Genomic DNA, 16,675 nt, shown 5'->3' with positions numbered 1-16,675 from the left:
GTTCACAGTCTGGCGGCCCGACCCTGTGAAATATCGCGCCCCAAACCCGCTCAGCGCCCCATGACATCCTCGGCAAGTGCCGAGACATCAACGCCCAAGGCCTCCAGCCCCGCCTCGATGTCATAGGCCAGGATCGGCGTTGCCATCAGGTAATCCTCGGTTGGCGTGGTCTTCTCCTGGCGCGCCGTGTCCACAGCCTGAGTGAATTCCTCCGCCTCGAAAACCCCGCGCCCGACCCAGAGGATCGCCACCAGCTCGGCCTGCTCATCCTCATTCATATCGGCAATAAAGGCGCGCAGCTCCGGCTCTGCACGGCTGATTTCGCGCGCCATCAGCGCCACCTGCTCCGCTTTGTTTGTTGCAATATCAACCATCTTGTTTGCCTCCTGCTGTCTCGCTGCTGAGGTCAGATGGTGCTGCAATGTCCGTCGTGTGTCCTTGATCTGCGACAAGTCAGACCTGAGCCGACGCGCCCCGTGGTCGCCCAAAAAGCGCGAGCGGCTGACTGCGCCCGCGTAGCGGCTCGGGATCCAGCGTCACCCAGTCTTCGCGCTCGGACATGAGCAGATTGGCGGCCTCCAGAACGGCTGCAGACACGATGATTTCCATGTCATTGGTCTTGGTCATCTGCTCCAGCCGCGACGCAGTATTCACCGTGTCGCCAAGCGCAGTATACTCAAGCCGGTCTTCGTCTCCGACCACGCCGGAGAACACCTCGCCCCAATGCAGCCCAATGCCGACATGCACATCCGGACGCCCCTCAGCATGCCGCAGCATGGACCACTCCTGCATCTCTGCCGACAATTGCATGGCACATTGCAGCGCCCGTTTCGGCGCCTCTGCGCCATCAAACAACAGCATGGCACCGTCGCCGATGAACTTGTCGACCATACCATGTGTCTGGCGGGCTGCGCGTTGAACGCGGATGCGATATTCGGTGACAAAGGCGCCGACTTCCGCCGGGTCACGTCCCTCTGCCCAGGAGGTGAAACCACGGATGTCGATGAACATCACCGCCATGTCCTGCCGCTTCCCCTGACGCAGATCGTCCAGATCCTCTGTCTGCATACGCTCGGCCAACCGCGCAGGCAGGTACCGGGTCAGCAACAGGCGTTTTTCTGTCTCGATCAGGGCGCGATGCAACAGGCCCCGCAGCGCTGCGGCCGCCACCACCAGCACCACCCCCGCGAGCAGGATCATCGCCAGTCGCACGATATTGGGCGGCACCGCCACCAGATGCTGCACACGGCTGGCGATATCAGGTGTGATGGTAACCTCCGTGACAAAACTGAGATAACCGAGGCCACCAACGACCAGCGCCACGCAATAGGCCTGCAAATAAGGGTTGAACCGCAACACCGCAAAGGCCAGCACAAGCGGCACCAGCCAGGTCGGAGGCAGCAGGAAGGTCAAGGCACCGGGCATCGAAACGTTCTCCAGACCAACCCAGGCGTTCACCAACATGAACAGGCAATCCAGCGTCACGACGGGCCAGACCATCCAGCGCCGGAAGCGTCCACTGCGCGCCAGCCAGAGCGTCAGCGCGCCCAGCAACAGATACGAGAACATCGACAGGACCGCAAAGATCCACTGTTTACGCAGAAAGTCCGCGATCTCCTCCGGCGGTTCGCCGACCGCGAGGAAGAAGACAACCATCAGCCCCAGTGCCACGAACATCCGAAGGATCGAGACAACTTTTTCGGCTCTCAGCTCTGCCTCGCGCAACAGGGCCGCATCAGGTGCAATCCGCCGCCGTTTCGGCAAGACCCTCATTCGCCTGGAGTTTCCAGTGCGACCACCTGGCTGACGCTGTCCTGGCTCAGCTCCTCGAAGTCGAAATTATCCAGCCGCTGCGCCCGGCGCCCGGCCTTGTCGGCGCTGATCTTGATGTCGGAAATATCCTTTTGCGCCTGGCTGAAGTGGCGATCAAGATTGCCGACCCGATCCCCAAGCCGCTCCACATCCTTGTGCAGCAGGCCCAATTCCTTGCGGATGGCGCCAGCCTGCTCGCGCATGCGCGCGTCCTTGAGGATGGCGCGCATGGTGTTCAGCGTCGCCATGCAGGTGGTGGGCGAGACGATCCAGACCTTGAGCGCAAACCCTTCGCGCACCACATCAGAGAAATTGGCATGCAATTCGGCATAGACTGCCTCCGAGGGCAGGAACAACAGCGCGCCATCGGCTGTCTCGCCATCCAGGATGTATTTTTCCGAGATGTCCCGAATGTGCTTCCTGAGCGCACCCTTCAGCAGCCGCGCCGCCTGCGCGCGCGCGTCCTGCGTCTCGGCATTGCGCAACGCCTCATAGGGCTCCAACGGGAACTTACTGTCGATCACGATTGGCCCCGGCGGGTTGGGCAGATGGATCAGGCAGTCCGCGCGCTTGCCGTTCGACAGCGTGTATTGAAACGCATAGGCATCCGTCGGCAACGCCTTGGACACGATATCGTTGAGCTGGATTTCCCCGAATGCCCCGCGTGTCTGCTTGTTGGACAGGATATCCTGCAGCGACAGCACATCGCCCGACAGCTTGGTGATATTGTCCTGCGCCTTGTCGATCACCGCCAGCCGCTCCTGCAGCTGCGTCAGTGAGGTGGCGGTGCGTTTGGCATTGCCATGCAGGCTCTCGCTCATGCGTTCCTGCATATCGGAGATCGCGCGGGCCTGTTTCATCGCATTGTCCGCCAGCCGATCATTCATGCGCTGCTGCACATCGCCCAGACGGGATTCCATCGTTTGCAAAATCTGCAGCTGCGCATTGGCCTGAGTGTCCGACACGGTCTGCAGATTGCCGCGCAGCGCCTCCTGTCCCGAAGAGAGCTGCTGCGCCACCTGGCTGAGGGTGCTCATCTGCTGACCCAGCGGCTCAATCGCGCGAGCGGTGCGCGCGGCGCCGCGCATCGACTGCACAAGGAGAACCACCAACAGCAGCAGCCCGGCCCCTGCGCCCAGCAGGATCAGCCCCAGCGTATCCATATTGGCGATGGCGTCATCCATGCCTTCCATCAGATGTTCCTTCAGCTGCGACCAAACAGGCGTTCGATGTCAGCAAGTTTGAGTTCCACATAGGTCGGACGACCATGGTTGCACTGGCCGGAATGGGGAGTCTCTTCCATCTCGCGCAACAACGCGTTCATCTCTTCGCCGCGCATGCGCCGGCCCGAGCGGATGGAGCCGTGACAGGCCACCCGACTCAGGATCGCTTCCAGACGCGCCTGCACCAGCTGGCTCTCGCCCTGATCGGCCAGCTCGTCAAGGATGTCGCGGATCATCGCCTCTGCATTGACCTCGCCGAGGATTGCAGGAGTTTCTCTTACTGCCACGGCGTTGCCACCGAAGGCCTCGATGCCAAGGCCGAATTTCGCCAAATCCTCCGCCACCTCCAGCAGCCGGGCACAGTCCCCCTCCGACAGCTCGATGATCTCCGGGATCAGCAACGCCTGCGCGGCGACGCCAGTGTTCGCCATCTGGTGTTTCAGCTTTTCATAGACCAATCGTTCGTGCGCGGCGTGCTGGTCGACGATCACCATGCCGTCGCGGGTCTGGGCGATAATGTAATTCTCATGCACCTGACCCCGCGCGGCCCCCAGCGGCAGATCCTCGACGGGCTGCGTCTCCGGCTCGGCGCTGACAGGCTCTTCGACCAGACGGCCACTATAGGCGGCAGAAAACTCTGCAAAGCCCGCGTTTGCCTCTGCCGGTGGCGGCGCAGGATAGGACGGTGCGGGCGGCAGCCCGGGGGACTGCGCCGCATAGGCACTGTTGCGCGCGCCGAGAGAGGGCCGGTCCATCTGGTAGACCCGTGGTGCCCCACTCGCAGTGGGCTGTTCGGGTCGCATCGCCCCCAGCGTAGCCCCCGCCACGGTGCTGGAGGCGCGATGACCAGCCTCCGCCAGCGCATGGCGCAAGGAGGAGACGATCAGCCCGCGCGCCAGACCCGGATCGCGAAAACGCACCTCTGATTTTGCCGGATGTACGTTCACGTCGACCAGCGTCGGCTCGCAATCGATGAACAGCGCCGCCGCCGGGTGCCGGTCGCGGCTGAGGAAATCCATATAGGCGGCCCGCAGCGCCCCCGTGAGCATCTTGTCCTTCACCGGCCGCGTGTTCACGAACAGGAACTGCGTCACCGCCGCACCGCGCGAATAGGTCGGCAGCGCCGCATAGCCGTAGAGGCGAATGCCCTCACGTGTGGCGTCGATCTTCAGCGCGTTTTCGGCGAACTCCCGGCCAATGACATGCGCCAGGCGCCCATGCAGCGCGTCAAACAGATCGCCGCTCAGGGGGTCGGCCCGGAAGGTCACGCGCCCCTCGCCACCGCCGGACACATCGCGCAGGGTGAACCCTACCGCAGGCTCCGCCATCGCCAGCCGCTTCACGGTGTCGGAGATTGCCTGGCTTTCGGCCCGGTCGGTGCGCATGAATTTCAGCCGCGCCGGCGTGGCAAAGAACAGATCGCGCAGCTCCACGATGGTACCCTGACGCAGGGCGGCGGGTTTCACCCCCTCCATCTGGCCGCCGGCAACGCGGATCTGCGCCGCGTCATGACCCTCGGCACGACTGGTAATGGTCAGCCGCCCAACCGCGCCAAGGCTGGGCAGCGCCTCACCGCGAAAGCCGAAGGTGTGGATGTTCAGCAGATCCGAGCCGTCGATCTTGGAGGTCGCATGGCGCGACAGGGCCAGCGGCAGATCCTGAGGCGTCATGCCACAGCCATTGTCGGTCACCCGGATCAGCGTCTTGCCGCCATCGGCGATCTCGACCGTGATGCGGGTCGCCCCGGCGTCGATGGCGTTCTCCACCAGCTCCTTCACCGCCGAGGCCGGACGTTCGACCACCTCCCCCGCGGCAATGCGGTTGATGGCGCTGTCGTCCAGCTGGCGAATGACGGGAAGAGGGGCAGACGCAGCCTGAGTCACGGGATTTTCGCTGATTTGGGGGGCGATAGTATACATAGCCCAAGATTTAGCATGCGCGAGCACGATTCTGCCACCCGGAATACGCGCGCTAGGTGGCCCGTGCAGCGAGCGCGCAGCCCTCGGCGGCTACACGCCCGACGGCGCCCCCGCACGCCCACGGCAGGGGCCGAACATCGCGGCAATCGCCAGAATCACGCCGGAGATGGTGGCGATCATGCCCGCCGCGCTGACCGCATCCCCCATGCCAATCCAGAGCGGACCGTAACCCGCCAAAACATAGCCAATGATGGCCGATAGGGTGGCGAAAGCGACGCTCCAAGCGATCTGCAATTCGAGCCGGTTGGTCATCATCCGCGCTGCGGCCGGCGGGCAGATGAACATGGCGATCACGATGATCGAGCCCACTGCATCAAAGGCCGCCACGGCCGCGATCGCCGCCGTGATCACCAGCGCTAACCCCAGCAGATCAGTCCGCATCCCGATGGTACGGGCGAAACTTTCGTCGAAGGTCGCAATCTTCAGCGGACGCCAGAACAGCGCGATGAAGCCCGCCACCACCACCAGCGTCGCTGCCATGCGCGGCAGTTCGACTGGCAGATAGGCAAGCGCCTGCGGATCCAGCAGCGATCCCCAGCCGGTGCCATCGAGCCAAATCAGGCTCTCCAAGTTGCCATAGAGCGCATGTTCCACGTCCAGATGAACGGAGGACGTATCGCTCTGCTCCAGCAGAAGCACCCCGGCGGCGAACAGCGTGGTGAAGACAACGCCCATGGCCGCACCGGGTTCGATGCGGCCGAGGCGGCGGATCGCCTCGATCATCACCACCGCGACCACCGCCGCGCCCGCCGCACCCAGCATCATCGGCCAGGTGGAGATTGCGCCGGTCAGCAGGAAGGCCACGACAATGCCCGGCAGCGCCACATGGCTGATGGCATCGCCGATCAGCGCCTGCTTGCGCAGCAGCAGGAAATTCCCCGGCAGCGCGCAGGCCACCGCCGCAAAAATCCCGATCAGCAGCGGCGTGAGGGAGAGGGTGACGAATTCGCTGCCCATCAGAAGGCCTCCTTGGGGGTGCCGATCTCGCGATCAATTGCGGCGATCTGGTCCGGGGTCAGCACGGTTTCAATCTCGCGCAGCCCATCATAAAGCGCTGCCGCTGCCTCCTGTGCCTGATCGCGGCGCAGGATGTCCCAGCGGCGTTCGTCGCGCAGCGCCTTGGCGGCGCGGGCTTGGCCGGACCGTGTCGCAACACCATCGGCGCGCACCAACCCAGCTCGGGACAACAGACGCAGGGTGAGCGGTTCATAGATGGTCTGGTCTTGCGCCAGCGCCAGCAGACCCTGTCGCATATGCAAGCGGCGCTGGAACCTTTGATGTCGCAGCACGGCGGCGAGCACACCTCTGTTGGGCGCCACCAGCAGCGACAGGGCAAAGAGCGCAAAGCTCATCAGAACGATGATCGGCCCGGTGGGCAGGTTAGGCGCAGAGGCGGAGATGGCCGCGCCGAGATAGGCCGCCAAAGCACCCAGAACGCCTGCAAGGATCACCACCTGGTCGGCGCGTTCAGTCCAGAATCGCGCAGCAACAGGCGGAATGATCAGCAGCGCCACGATCAGGATCAGCCCCACCACCTTGAGGCCCACCACGGTGACCGCCATCACCAGCCCCATCATCAGCATGTCGATCTTGCTGACCGGCAGGCCACGCGCAGCGGCATATTCGGGATCAAAGGCCACCATGGTCATGGGGCGTCGCGTCAACAGGACGAGGAACAGCACCGCCGCACCTCCCCCTGCGATCACCAGCGCATCGGTGTAGAGCATGCCAGCGGTGGAGCCCAACAGGAACCCCTCAAGCCCCGCCTGCCGTCCGACACCCAGCGTCTGGATCACAGTCAACAGCACCACGCCAAAGCCGAAGAACACCGATAGCACCGCACCGATCGCCGCATCTTCGGCCAGGCGCGTGTTGCGGGTCAGCCAATTCATGCACAGCAGACCGAGGCCAGCTGATACGGCAGAGCCGGTCAGCAAAGCGGCAAGATTGCGGCCATCCCCGCCCAGCGCCACGAGGACCAGGAACGCAACGCAGACGCCGGGCAGGGTGGCATGGCTCACGGCATCGGACACCAGCGCCCGCTTGCGCAGGAACAGGAAGGTCCCCGTGATCCCCGAGGCCGCGCCCAGCAGCGCCGCCCCGATCGCCACCAAAGTGGCGTTATAGCCCATTTGCAGGAACAGCGCGTCAATCAGCATGCTCCGCCTCTCTCTGTATCAATTAGATATGTCAGGTCGCAGTGGCAGTCACGCCGGCCGCGCGATCTGGTCGATCTGCGCGGTGGCCAGACGTCCGCCATAGGCCGATTGCAACGTGTCCGGAGTAAAGGCCTCAGCCACCGAGCCTTCGGCGACCTTGCGGGTGTTGATCAGGAACACATTGTCGAAGTAGTCCCGCACCGTCGCCAGGTCATGATGTACCACGACCACGGTCTTGCCCTCGGCCCGGAGCGCCTTCAGCACGCCGATGATCGCCTTCTCCGTCGCCGCATCCACCCCGGCAAAGGGCTCGTCCAGCAGGTAGAGATCCGCCCCCTGTGCCAGCGCACGCGCCAGAAACACCCGTTGCTGCTGCCCACCGGAGAGCTGACCGATCTGCCGGTCGGCAAACTCGCTCATGCCGACGCGATCCAGACAATCCGATGCGATTTGGCGATGGGTGCCGCGGATACGACCCAGCAGTCCCAGCTCGCGATAAAGCCCCATCATCACCACGTCGATCACCCGGGTCGGGAAATCCCAATCCACCGAGGCGCGCTGCGGCACATAGGCAATGCGCCCGCGCTGATGGTCCAGCGGGCGGCCAAAGACCTGCACCCGGCCCGAGACCGGCGGCACGATGCCCAGGGCGGCCTTCAACAGGGTGGATTTGCCGGCGCCGTTGGGACCGATAATTGCGGTCATCTGCCCCGGAACCACGGTCATGTCGACGGAGAACACCGCCGGTTTCTCGCCATAGCTGACGGTGAGGCCACGGATGGCGAGCGGACTGGTCTCCAGCCCCGGCTCGCGCGCAGCCTGTCCGTTCTGGCTGGCCAGTGAAAGTTGCATGTTCAGTGTCCCGCCCCGAGTTTGCCATCCATGCCGCCGGTGGGAACATCCGCGCCCAACGCGCCGGCGATGGTGGTAAAGTTGTGGTCCAGCATACCAAGATAGGTTGCCTCATAGGTGCCCTCCGCGCCCATGGCGTCGGAAAACAGCTCGCCGCCGATGACCACCTCATGATCCTTGGCCGCCGCGCCCTCGATCAAGGCACGCATGGAGCGATCCGCCACCGAGGTTTCGACAAACACCGCCTTGACCTGGCGGTCCACCAGCACGTCGACCAATTCGCCGATACGGTTCAGACCGGCCTCGGACTGTGTGGAAATGCCCTGAATGCCCAGCACGTCAAACCCGTAGTCGCGCCCGAAATAGCCAAAGGCGTCATGCGCGGTGACCAGCACCCGGTTGTCATCCGGCACGCCGGCGACAACCCTGCGGCCGTAGTCCGACAGGCGGTCCAGCTCGCCCAAGTGACGCTCCAGATTGGCGGCAAAGAGGTCTGCCGCCGCCGGGCGGGCCTCGGTGAGCGCCCGCGCCACTTCGCGCACCACATGCTTCCACATCTCCGGGCTCATCCAGACGTGGGGGTCGAATTTGTCAGCGTAGTCATCATGGCCGCGCAACAGGTCCTTGGGCATCGCCTCGGCCACCGGCACCACAACACGCTTGCGCGCCAGCGAATGGAAGAAGTCTTCCATCTGCGCCTCAAGGTAGAGCCCGTGCCACAGCACCAGATCGGCGCGGGTCATGGCGGCGATATCGGTGCGGGTCTGGCGATAGGCATGCGGATCCACGCCCGCGCCCATCAATTCGGTCACCTCGACCTCGCCGCCGCCGATCTGGCGCGCCGCATCTGCGATCATGCCGGTGGTGGCCACAACGGTAAGCTTTCCCTCGGCCGCAAGCCCCGAAGTCGCACTGGCCAGTGCGGCCACAGCACCCAGCCCCAGAAGAGTATGACGTCGGCTCAGCATATATACGTGCTCCCTGCTCGCAAAATCTCGTTTCTCTTTCCAGCAATATGAGAACGATTCTCAACTTCGTCAATGAAAATGCGAATTATTCTCAAGAAAGGTCAATTTTTTGTCCTTTTGGTCAAAACAGATTGCGGAAAACCCATGGGAAACCTTGCATCAACGCGGTTTGGCGTGCGATTTTGGGGCAAATCTTTCGAGGACTCCCGCACATGGACAGCCAAACCGCAGACGCCCCTGCCAAAGCCGCCGCTGCATCGCCCTCAGGGGACGGTGCCGGCGTACATCTGCCCCGCAACCCCGGCATGGAGCTGGACCTGGATTGGGCACTTGGGATGGAGGCCAACACCTCCGCCATCGAACGCCGCTGCGCCAGCCTTCCCGGGCGCCGGTCGGTCAAAAAAGACCATCAGGCCGCATGGCTTCTGAAGGCGATCACCTGCATCGACCTCACGACGCTTGCAGGCGACGACACCGAGGCCCGCGTGCGGCGTCTCTGCGCCAAGGCACGTCAGCCGGTGCGCGCAGAAATTCTGTCGCAACTCGGTATGGAGGGCATCACAACCGGCGCGGTCTGTGTCTATCACGACATGATCCCGGCCGCTGCGCGGGCGTTGCACGGCACCCAGATCCCGGTCGCCGCCGTCTCCACCGGCTTTCCTGCAGGCCTGTCGCCCTTTCACCTGCGGGTCGAAGAGATCCGCGAAAGCGTGAGCGCCGGGGCCCGCGAGATCGACATCGTGATCTCCCGCCGCCATGTGCTCTCTGGCAACTGGCAGGCGCTCTACGACGAGATGAAGGCCTTCCGCGAGGCCTGCGGCGAGGCGCATGTCAAGGCGATCCTGGCGACCGGCGAGCTGGGCACCCTGCGCAACGTCGCCCGTGCCTCGATGATCTGCATGATGGCGGGCGCCGATTTCATCAAGACGTCCACCGGCAAGGAAGGGGTGAACGCCACCCTGCCCGTTTCGCTGGTGATGATCCGCGCCATCCGCGACTACTACGCGCGCACCGGCTTTCTCGTCGGCTACAAACCCGCAGGCGGCATCTCAAAGGCCAAGGACGCGCTGGTCTACCTCTCCCTGATGAAAGAGGAACTGGGCAACCGCTGGGTCCAGCCCGACCTGTTCCGCTTTGGCGCGTCCAGCCTGCTGGGCGATATCGAACGCCAGCTCGAACACCACGTGACCGGTGCCTATTCCGCCGGCTACCGCCACCCGATGGCGTGAGGACGAACAGATGACAATCAAAGAGATCTTCGACACCATGGACTATGGCCCCGCTCCCGAAAGCGCCGCAGACGCCTTTGCATGGCTGGTCGATCAGGGCAGCCGGTTTGGTCATTTCATCAACGGTGACTTCACCACCCCGGGCAAGGGGTTCGAGAGCAAGAACCCGGCCACCGGCGAGGTGCTGGCGGAATTGAGCCAAGCGACAAAAAAGGACGTGGACGCAGCGGTAAAAGCCGCCCGCACCGCGCAAAGCCCCTGGGCCGCGATGGGTGGATCTGGCCGTGCCACCTACCTCTATGCGATCGCACGTCTGCTGCAGAAACACAGCCGCCTGTTTGCGGTGCTGGAGACGCTGGACAACGGCAAACCGATCCGCGAAAGCCGCGACATCGATATCCCGCTTGTACAGCGCCACTTCTACCACCACGCTGGCCACGCCCAGTTGATGGACGAGGAGATGTCGGGTCGTGAGGCGCTCGGCGTCTGTGGCCAGATCATCCCGTGGAATTTTCCGCTCTTGATGCTCGCGTGGAAGGTCGCGCCAGCGCTGGCCATGGGCAATACCGTGGTGCTGAAACCAGCGGAGTATACCTCGCTCACCGCGCTACTGTTTGCCGACATTTGCCGTCAGGCCGGCCTGCCCAAGGGCGTGGTCAACATCGTCACCGGCGATGGCGCCGTGGGCGAGATGATCGTCAATGCGGATGTGGACAAGATCGCCTTCACCGGCTCGACCGACGTCGGCCGCAAGATTCGCGAAGCCACCGCAGGCACCGGCAAGGCGCTGACGCTGGAGCTGGGAGGCAAGAGCCCCTACATCGTCTTTGACGACGCTGATCTGGACAGCGCCATCGAAGGGCTGGTGGATGCGATCTGGTTCAACCAGGGCCAGGTTTGCTGCGCTGGCTCGCGTCTCCTGGTGCAGGAGAGCGTCTCCGAGCGGTTCCACAAGAAACTGCGCGCCCGGATGAAGACCCTGCGCCTCGGCGATCCGCTCGACAAATGCATCGATGTAGGTGCCGTGGTCGATCCCGTGCAACATGCCGAGATCACCCGTCTGGTGGCCACTGCCAAGAATTGCACCGTGCATCAGAGCAAGGTCAACATGCCCGCGAAGGGCTGCTTCTTCCCGCCGACCCTGATCGAGGGTCTGTCGCCCGCCGATCCCCTGATGCAGGAAGAGATCTTTGGCCCGGTGCTGGTCACCACCACCTTCCGCACGCCGTCCGAGGCGGTCGAGCTGGCCAACAACACCCGCTACGGGCTGGCCGCGACGCTCTGGACCGAGAATGTGAACCTGGCGCTGGATATCGCGCCGAAGTTGGTCGCCGGCGTAGTCTGGGTCAATGGCACCAACATGTTCGACGCCGCCGCCCCGTTTGGTGGCGTGCGCGAAAGCGGCTTTGGCCGCGAGGGCGGTATCGAGGGGCTGATGGCCTACACCCGACCCAAGGGCGAGACCAAGGCCCTGACACCGATTGCCGCCTTTGAGGGCGCAGAGACCGCGACCGCCCCCGCAGGCATCGACCGCACTGCCAAGATGTACATTGGCGGCAAGCAGGCACGCCCCGACAGCGGTTACTCCAAGCCTGTCTACGGGCCAAAGGGCAACCTGCTGGGCCATGTCGGCGCTGGCAGCCGCAAGGATGTGCGCAACGCGGTCGAGGCCGCCCATGCCGCCAAGGGCTGGTCCAAGACCACTGGCCACCTGCGCGCTCAGATCCTCTATTACATGGCCGAGAACCTCGCCGCGCGGGCTGGTGAATTTGCCGCCCGCATCGACGCGATGACCGGCAAGGGGGAAGGCACCGCCGAGGTCGAAGCCTCGTTGCAGCGCCTGTTCTCCGCCGCTGCCTGGGCCGACAAATACGATGGCCTGGCGCATGGTGTGCCGATCCGCGGCGTCGCGCTTGGCATGAAGGAACCGGTCGGCACCATCGGCGTGCTCTGCGCGGACGAGGCGCCGCTGCTGGGTCTGATTTCCGCCATGGCACCCGCAATCGCCATGGGCAATCGGGTGGTTCTGGCGGCCTCACAAGCGTTTCCGCTGGCTGCCACGGATCTTTACCAGGTGCTGGAAACCTCCGATCTGCCTGCCGGTGTGGTCAACATCCTGACCGGCGCGCACAAGGACCTTGGCGACACCATGGCCAAACACCTCAACCTCGATGCGGTCTGGAGCTTCTCCTCCACCGATCTGTCACAATTGATCGAGGTCGCCTCTGCCGGAAATCTGAAACGCACCTGGGTCAACAATGGTCAGGCGACGGACTGGGCGCGCGATCACAGCAAGCGCTTCCTGCAAGCCGCAACCGAGGTCAAGACGGTCTGGATCCCCTACGGCGAGTGACTTCGAGAATCAATCAACACAGAAACGGCGCGGCCCAGACTTGGGACCGCGCCGTTTTCATTTTGCGTTGCTCGGGTGTTGATCTGCACGCAACCTCACTGCCGAGTGCCGCAGATCAGTCCGTCGTCTTCAGCCCAACGGGCTCACCGACGACCACAAAACGCAGGCCATCCGGGTCCAGCAGCTCCCGTGCCACCCGGTTCACATCCTCCAGCGTCACCGCGTCGATCTTCTCATTGCGAGTCAGCACATAATCAGTCGGAAGATCGTCCATCTGCATCGCCACAAGGATTGATGCGATCTGACCATTGCCGTTGAACCGCAGCGGGTAGGCGCCGGTCAAATAGGTCTTGGCATCCTGCAATTCGGCCTCGGTCACGCCGTCCGCCACCAAAGAGGCCCATTGATCACGTACTACTCCGACGGCCTCTGCCATCTTCTCATTCGCCGAGGCGAGCGACCCCATATAGGTCGCGGCCAGATCGCGCGGCACCAGATAGCTGTAGACGCCATAGGTCAGCCCACGCTTGGTGCGCACTTCCTGCATCAACCGGGTCTCGAACGAGCCCCCACCCAGGATCTGGTTCAACACATAGGCGGCAAAGAAATCCGAATCCGTCCGGTCAATGCCCTTCTGGCCAAACAACGCGACCGATTGCGGCGTGGCAAAGGGCACCACCGTGACGCCACCTTCGATCATCACCTCAGCCGGACCAGGCATAGGGCTGCCCTCAGCGGGCAGATCGCCCAGCAACTCGTCCAGCATCATGCCCAGCTCCTCGGGCGTGATGTCGCCAACAGCACTGACATAGAGCCTGTCGCGAGCAAAAACCGCCTCATGTGCCGCAAACATGTCCTGACGTGTCAGCGTTGAAACGCTCTCCACGGTGCCGATGCCGTTTGTCCCATAGGGATGGTCCCCAAAGGCAAGTTCGGCAAATTTGCGCCCGGCGATCGCATTGGGATCGCTCTCATCCGAACGTAGTCCCACCAGAACCTGCGCCCGGACGCGATCCAACGCATCCTGATCGAATCTCGGTTCCTGAATCGTCTGACGCAGCAGCTCCACCACCTCTTCGCTGTTCTCACTCAGAAAGCGAGCAGAAATGGAGACCGTGTCCTTATCTGCATCATAGGAGAAATTCGCAGCCAGCGCTTCGAGCGCGCGTGCGTAATCCTGCGCGCGCAGCTCGCCCGAGCCCTCCTCAAGCAATCCGCCCATCAGATGTACCGCGCCCCGCTTTCCGGGCGCATCCAGTGATGTCCCGCCGCGAAAGCGCATCTCCAGTGCGGAGAAGGGGATCGTGTGATCCTCCACCAGCCATGCCTTGATACCGCCCGGCGAGGTGACCTCCTGGATGTCGATCTCCGCCCGCGCCATCTGGGCCGCCATCAGCAGGGCAAACCCGGCCACGAGCGCCAGCACCGCACGCTTCAGCGGGCGCAGATCCACAGTTTTTGCGCGCAGGGTTGTCATGTTCCGGCTCATTGGTCAGCCTCCTGCTGGCTCTGGGTCAGATATCCGGTGACAGAGGTCTCGGGGCGCATCACCTCGCGCGCGACGGCGATGATCTCATCCTCGGTGATTGACTGCAGCACACGCGGCCAATCCTGCACATCCTCCACCGTTAGCCCCGAGGTCAGCGCGCGGCCGTAACGGTTGGCGATCCGGTCCACGTCATCACGGGCATAGATTTCGGAGGCGCGCAGCTGCAACTTGATCCGCTCCAACTGCTGACTGTCGACGCCTTCGGCCAAAAACTGTGTCACGGTCCGGTCCAGCGCAGCCTCTGCTTCCTCAAGCGTCACACCGTCGGCAGGCACGACAACAAAATCAAACGTCGTGTCATCCAGTGATACCCCGGAATAGAAAGCAGCCGTATAGACCGCGACCTGCTGCTCGAATTGCAGTGCGTTGGCGAGATAGGAAGTCGTGCCCCCGCCCAGCAATTCCGACAACAAATAGAGCGCCGCAGCTTTCTCTTGGCTGGCGTGATCCCTTTCCGGTGCCAAATAAGAGCGCTGCACATAAGGCTGCGCCACCCGCGCGTCGGCAAAGGCTAGACGCCGCGCCGCGCTCTGCGGCGGTTCCTGACTGCGCAGGCGTTCGGGCAAATCGGGATTGGCGGGAATGACACCGTAGTATGTCTCGGCCAAGGCCCGCACCTCGTCTGGCCTCACATCCCCGGAGACCACCAGAATCGCGTTATTGGGCGCATAGTAGGTGCCGTAGTAGGACAGCGCGTCCTCCATCGACAGCGTTTCCATCTCGTGACGCCAGCCAATGACTGGCTGGCCGTAGCGATGATTGAGATACTGAACCGCCCGCATCTGCTCCCGGAACAGCGCCGAAGGATCATTGTCGGTGCGCTGATTGCGCTCCTCAAGGATCACTTCGCGTTCTGTCACGATGTCAGTCTCGGTCAGGCGCAGGTTCCGCATCCGATCCGATTCCATCTGCATCATCAACTCAAGGCGATCCGCCGCAACCCGCTGAAAATAGGCGGTGTAATCATAGCTGGTGAAGGCATTGTCGCGGCCACCATTGCGCGCCACGGTGGCCGACAGCTCACCCGCCTCCAGCGTATCGGTGCCTTTGAACAGCAGGTGTTCGAGAAAATGCGCAACACCGCTCTGCCCTACGGGTTCATCCGCCGATCCGGCGCGATACCAGACCATATGCTGAACAACCGGGGCCCGATGATCCTCGACAACCACAACCATCATGCCGTTTTCCAGCGTGAAGGTTGTCACCATTTCGGCCCCTGACTGTGCCTCTGCGGGCGCGGCCTCAGCAGCGGGTGCGGTCTCCTGGGCGGACAGCATGGGCGCACCAAGACCCGCCGTCATCGCCAGGGCACAAAGCGCAACCCGCCAGCTGGCCCGAAGCCCGGACGGAAACGCTGCCACAGATGTCATATGTTCTATCCTCCAGATCGATCATTCCGGCACATGCCATGGCATGCCCCGGCGCAGAGTCGGTTTCGTCTGCTGAAGATCAAGTTACGGTGCAAAACGCCCGCCACAAGCCGGTTTGCCGAAATTGTGAAGGATTATTCGCCTTCTGGCGGCGAAGAGGGGGTCGGCACACCGGCCCGACGGTACGCCGTACTCACATCCTGAGGGTCCAGCGCCTGACGCTCGTAGGTCTCGGCGTAGCGGTCGACCGGGAACAGCTTGATGTTGGCAAGAATACCGGCCCGTTTGCGATACTTCGCATCCTCTGTTGCCAGCGACTCGCGAATATCACCCTGCACGCCATATCGGCTGGCGGCCGTCACAAGCGCGCCATCGCCGGCAGGAATATCCGTGCCGCTCGGGCGTCCGCCCAGGGCCACCACGGCTTCTGCCTTAGGGTCTCGATCCGTGCGGTTGCGTCCGCCGGGGGTCGGCTCCGGCAGAGCCGCATAGCTTGCCGGTTCTTCCAGCGGCTTGCTGGGCAGCACAAGAAACTCATCAGGACTGTTGCGGCGCGCATCAAGATCATGCAGCGGTTTGTTGCCACAGGCCGACAACAGCAAAACGGAACCCAGAATGATCGGTGCAGTCGCAAAGCGCATGGGGCGCGGTCCTCTTAGACGTTTCAGTCACCTCTAGCGCATATCGCGCAGGAGGTCACGCGGGCTTTTTCGCGCGGCCTTCGAACAGGATCAACCCCGCCGCGCCCGCAAAGATAAAGATATCCGCGACGTTGAAAACAAAGGGATTGTTCACGCCGCAGCAGGACATGTTGAGAAAGTCGAGCACATAACCATAAAGCACCCGATCCACCACATTGCCCAGCGCACCGCCGATCACAAGACCGGCACAGAGCTGCATCATCCGGCTCTGGCCATGGCTGCGGCGCACCCAGAGGAACACCGCAACGCAGATCACCAGTGAGATCACCACCAGCGCCCAGCGACTTGCATCGCTGCCGCCGTCGAACAGGCCGAAGTTGATACCGCGGTTTTCGCCATACCGAAAGGTCAGGAGCGGCGGAGCCACGTCGAGTCGCAGCCGATTGACCAGATCCAGGCCGAACACGACCCCGATCTTGGTTGCCTGATCAATGATCAACGCAACAAAGGCGGCAAGGTAAAGCACGTAGCTCCGCATAT

At 63.1% G+C, this 16,675-nt stretch carries 14 protein-coding genes; 2 read left to right on the top strand and 12 right to left on the bottom strand.

Annotation, left to right across the window (positions count from 1 at the left end):
* Positions 1-50: 50 nt before the first annotated feature.
* From CLV89_RS05785 to CLV89_RS05750, 8 genes are all read right to left on the bottom strand, one after another.
* The gene (locus CLV89_RS05785) at positions 51-374 is read right to left on the bottom strand and encodes a DUF3775 domain-containing protein (RefSeq protein ID WP_106162679.1); all 324 of its coding nucleotides are present in this window, start codon (positions 372-374) and stop codon (positions 51-53) included.
* Between the two features lie 79 nt (positions 375-453).
* On the bottom strand, positions 454-1,764 hold the full coding sequence (locus tag CLV89_RS05780; RefSeq protein ID WP_423837294.1) for an adenylate/guanylate cyclase domain-containing protein: 1,311 nt from the start codon (positions 1,762-1,764) through the stop codon (positions 454-456).
* 5 nt (positions 1,765-1,769) lie between these two features.
* Entirely contained in the window at positions 1,770-3,005 is a 1,236-nt protein-coding gene (locus tag CLV89_RS05775) for a DNA recombination protein RmuC (RefSeq protein ID WP_106162677.1), read from the bottom strand.
* Positions 3,006-3,016: 11 nt separating this feature from the next.
* A complete protein-coding gene (gene mutL / locus CLV89_RS05770; RefSeq protein ID WP_207796889.1) occupies positions 3,017-4,954 on the bottom strand; it encodes a DNA mismatch repair endonuclease MutL in 1,938 nt (645 codons plus the stop codon).
* Positions 4,955-5,044: 90 nt separating this feature from the next.
* Positions 5,045-5,971, bottom strand: a complete 927-nt coding sequence (locus tag CLV89_RS05765; protein ID WP_106162676.1) for a metal ABC transporter permease — start codon at positions 5,969-5,971, stop codon at positions 5,045-5,047.
* A complete protein-coding gene (locus CLV89_RS05760; protein ID WP_106162675.1) occupies positions 5,971-7,173 on the bottom strand; it encodes a metal ABC transporter permease in 1,203 nt (400 codons plus the stop codon). Before CLV89_RS05760 ends, CLV89_RS05765 begins: the two co-directional genes overlap by 1 nt.
* Before the next feature lie 48 nt (positions 7,174-7,221).
* Positions 7,222-8,025, bottom strand: coding sequence for a metal ABC transporter ATP-binding protein (locus tag CLV89_RS05755; protein ID WP_106162674.1), 804 nt, complete (start codon positions 8,023-8,025; stop codon positions 7,222-7,224).
* A gap of 2 nt (positions 8,026-8,027) precedes the next feature.
* A complete protein-coding gene (locus tag CLV89_RS05750; protein ID WP_106162673.1) occupies positions 8,028-8,993 on the bottom strand; it encodes a metal ABC transporter solute-binding protein, Zn/Mn family in 966 nt (321 codons plus the stop codon).
* 212 nt (positions 8,994-9,205) lie between these two features.
* Here CLV89_RS05750 and deoC point away from each other — a divergent pair, with 212 nt between their 5' ends.
* Complete coding sequence (deoC, locus tag CLV89_RS05745) at positions 9,206-10,222, top strand: deoxyribose-phosphate aldolase (RefSeq protein WP_106162672.1); 1,017 nt, start codon at positions 9,206-9,208, stop codon at positions 10,220-10,222.
* 10 nt (positions 10,223-10,232) lie between these two features.
* Entirely contained in the window at positions 10,233-12,575 is a 2,343-nt protein-coding gene (locus tag CLV89_RS05740; RefSeq protein WP_106162671.1) for an aldehyde dehydrogenase family protein, read from the top strand.
* Positions 12,576-12,690: 115 nt separating this feature from the next.
* Here the strand turns inward: CLV89_RS05740 and CLV89_RS05735 are convergent, their stop codons facing one another.
* The 4 genes from CLV89_RS05735 to lspA form a co-directional block, all read right to left on the bottom strand.
* Positions 12,691-14,064 carry a M16 family metallopeptidase gene (locus CLV89_RS05735; RefSeq protein WP_106162670.1) on the bottom strand — a complete coding sequence of 458 codons (1,374 nt, stop codon included), beginning with the start codon at positions 14,062-14,064 and terminating at the stop codon, positions 12,691-12,693.
* Positions 14,061-15,494 carry a M16 family metallopeptidase gene (locus CLV89_RS05730; protein ID WP_106162669.1) on the bottom strand — a complete coding sequence of 478 codons (1,434 nt, stop codon included), beginning with the start codon at positions 15,492-15,494 and terminating at the stop codon, positions 14,061-14,063. Before CLV89_RS05730 ends, CLV89_RS05735 begins: the two co-directional genes overlap by 4 nt.
* 134 nt (positions 15,495-15,628) lie before the next feature.
* Complete coding sequence (locus CLV89_RS05725; RefSeq protein ID WP_106162668.1) at positions 15,629-16,135, bottom strand: DUF3035 domain-containing protein; 507 nt, start codon at positions 16,133-16,135, stop codon at positions 15,629-15,631.
* Positions 16,136-16,190: 55 nt separating this feature from the next.
* Positions 16,191-16,673, bottom strand: coding sequence for a signal peptidase II (lspA, locus tag CLV89_RS05720; protein ID WP_106162667.1), 483 nt, complete (start codon positions 16,671-16,673; stop codon positions 16,191-16,193).
* Between the last annotated feature and the right edge of the window lie 2 nt (positions 16,674-16,675).

This window comes from Tritonibacter scottomollicae, assembly GCF_003003215.1.
In the GTDB taxonomy this organism is placed as follows: Bacteria; Pseudomonadota; Alphaproteobacteria; order Rhodobacterales; family Rhodobacteraceae; genus Epibacterium; species Epibacterium scottomollicae.
This window is presented reverse-complemented; position numbering and strand designations above follow the sequence as displayed.

Bases quoted from the DNA above. Each gene is read 5' to 3' on its own strand.
- CLV89_RS05750 (WP_106162673.1), bottom strand. From the start codon at position 8,993: ATGCTGAGCCGACGTCATACTCTTCTGGGGCTGGGTGCTGTGGCCGCA.
- CLV89_RS05775 (WP_106162677.1), bottom strand. From the start codon at position 3,005: ATGGAAGGCATGGATGACGCCATCGCCAATATGGATACGCTGGGGCTG.
- CLV89_RS05735 (WP_106162670.1), bottom strand. From the start codon at position 14,064: ATGAGCCGGAACATGACAACCCTGCGCGCAAAAACTGTGGATCTGCGC.
- CLV89_RS05725 (WP_106162668.1), bottom strand. From the start codon at position 16,135: ATGCGCTTTGCGACTGCACCGATCATTCTGGGTTCCGTTTTGCTGTTG.
- lspA (WP_106162667.1), bottom strand. From the start codon at position 16,673: ATGCGGAGCTACGTGCTTTACCTTGCCGCCTTTGTTGCGTTGATCATT.
- CLV89_RS05740 (WP_106162671.1), top strand. From the start codon at position 10,233: ATGACAATCAAAGAGATCTTCGACACCATGGACTATGGCCCCGCTCCC.
- CLV89_RS05760 (WP_106162675.1), bottom strand. From the start codon at position 7,173: ATGCTGATTGACGCGCTGTTCCTGCAAATGGGCTATAACGCCACTTTG.
- CLV89_RS05765 (WP_106162676.1), bottom strand. From the start codon at position 5,971: ATGGGCAGCGAATTCGTCACCCTCTCCCTCACGCCGCTGCTGATCGGG.
- mutL (WP_207796889.1), bottom strand. From the start codon at position 4,954: ATGTATACTATCGCCCCCCAAATCAGCGAAAATCCCGTGACTCAGGCT.
- deoC (WP_106162672.1), top strand. From the start codon at position 9,206: ATGGACAGCCAAACCGCAGACGCCCCTGCCAAAGCCGCCGCTGCATCG.
- CLV89_RS05755 (WP_106162674.1), bottom strand. From the start codon at position 8,025: ATGCAACTTTCACTGGCCAGCCAGAACGGACAGGCTGCGCGCGAGCCG.
- CLV89_RS05785 (WP_106162679.1), bottom strand. From the start codon at position 374: ATGGTTGATATTGCAACAAACAAAGCGGAGCAGGTGGCGCTGATGGCG.
- CLV89_RS05730 (WP_106162669.1), bottom strand. From the start codon at position 15,494: ATGACATCTGTGGCAGCGTTTCCGTCCGGGCTTCGGGCCAGCTGGCGG.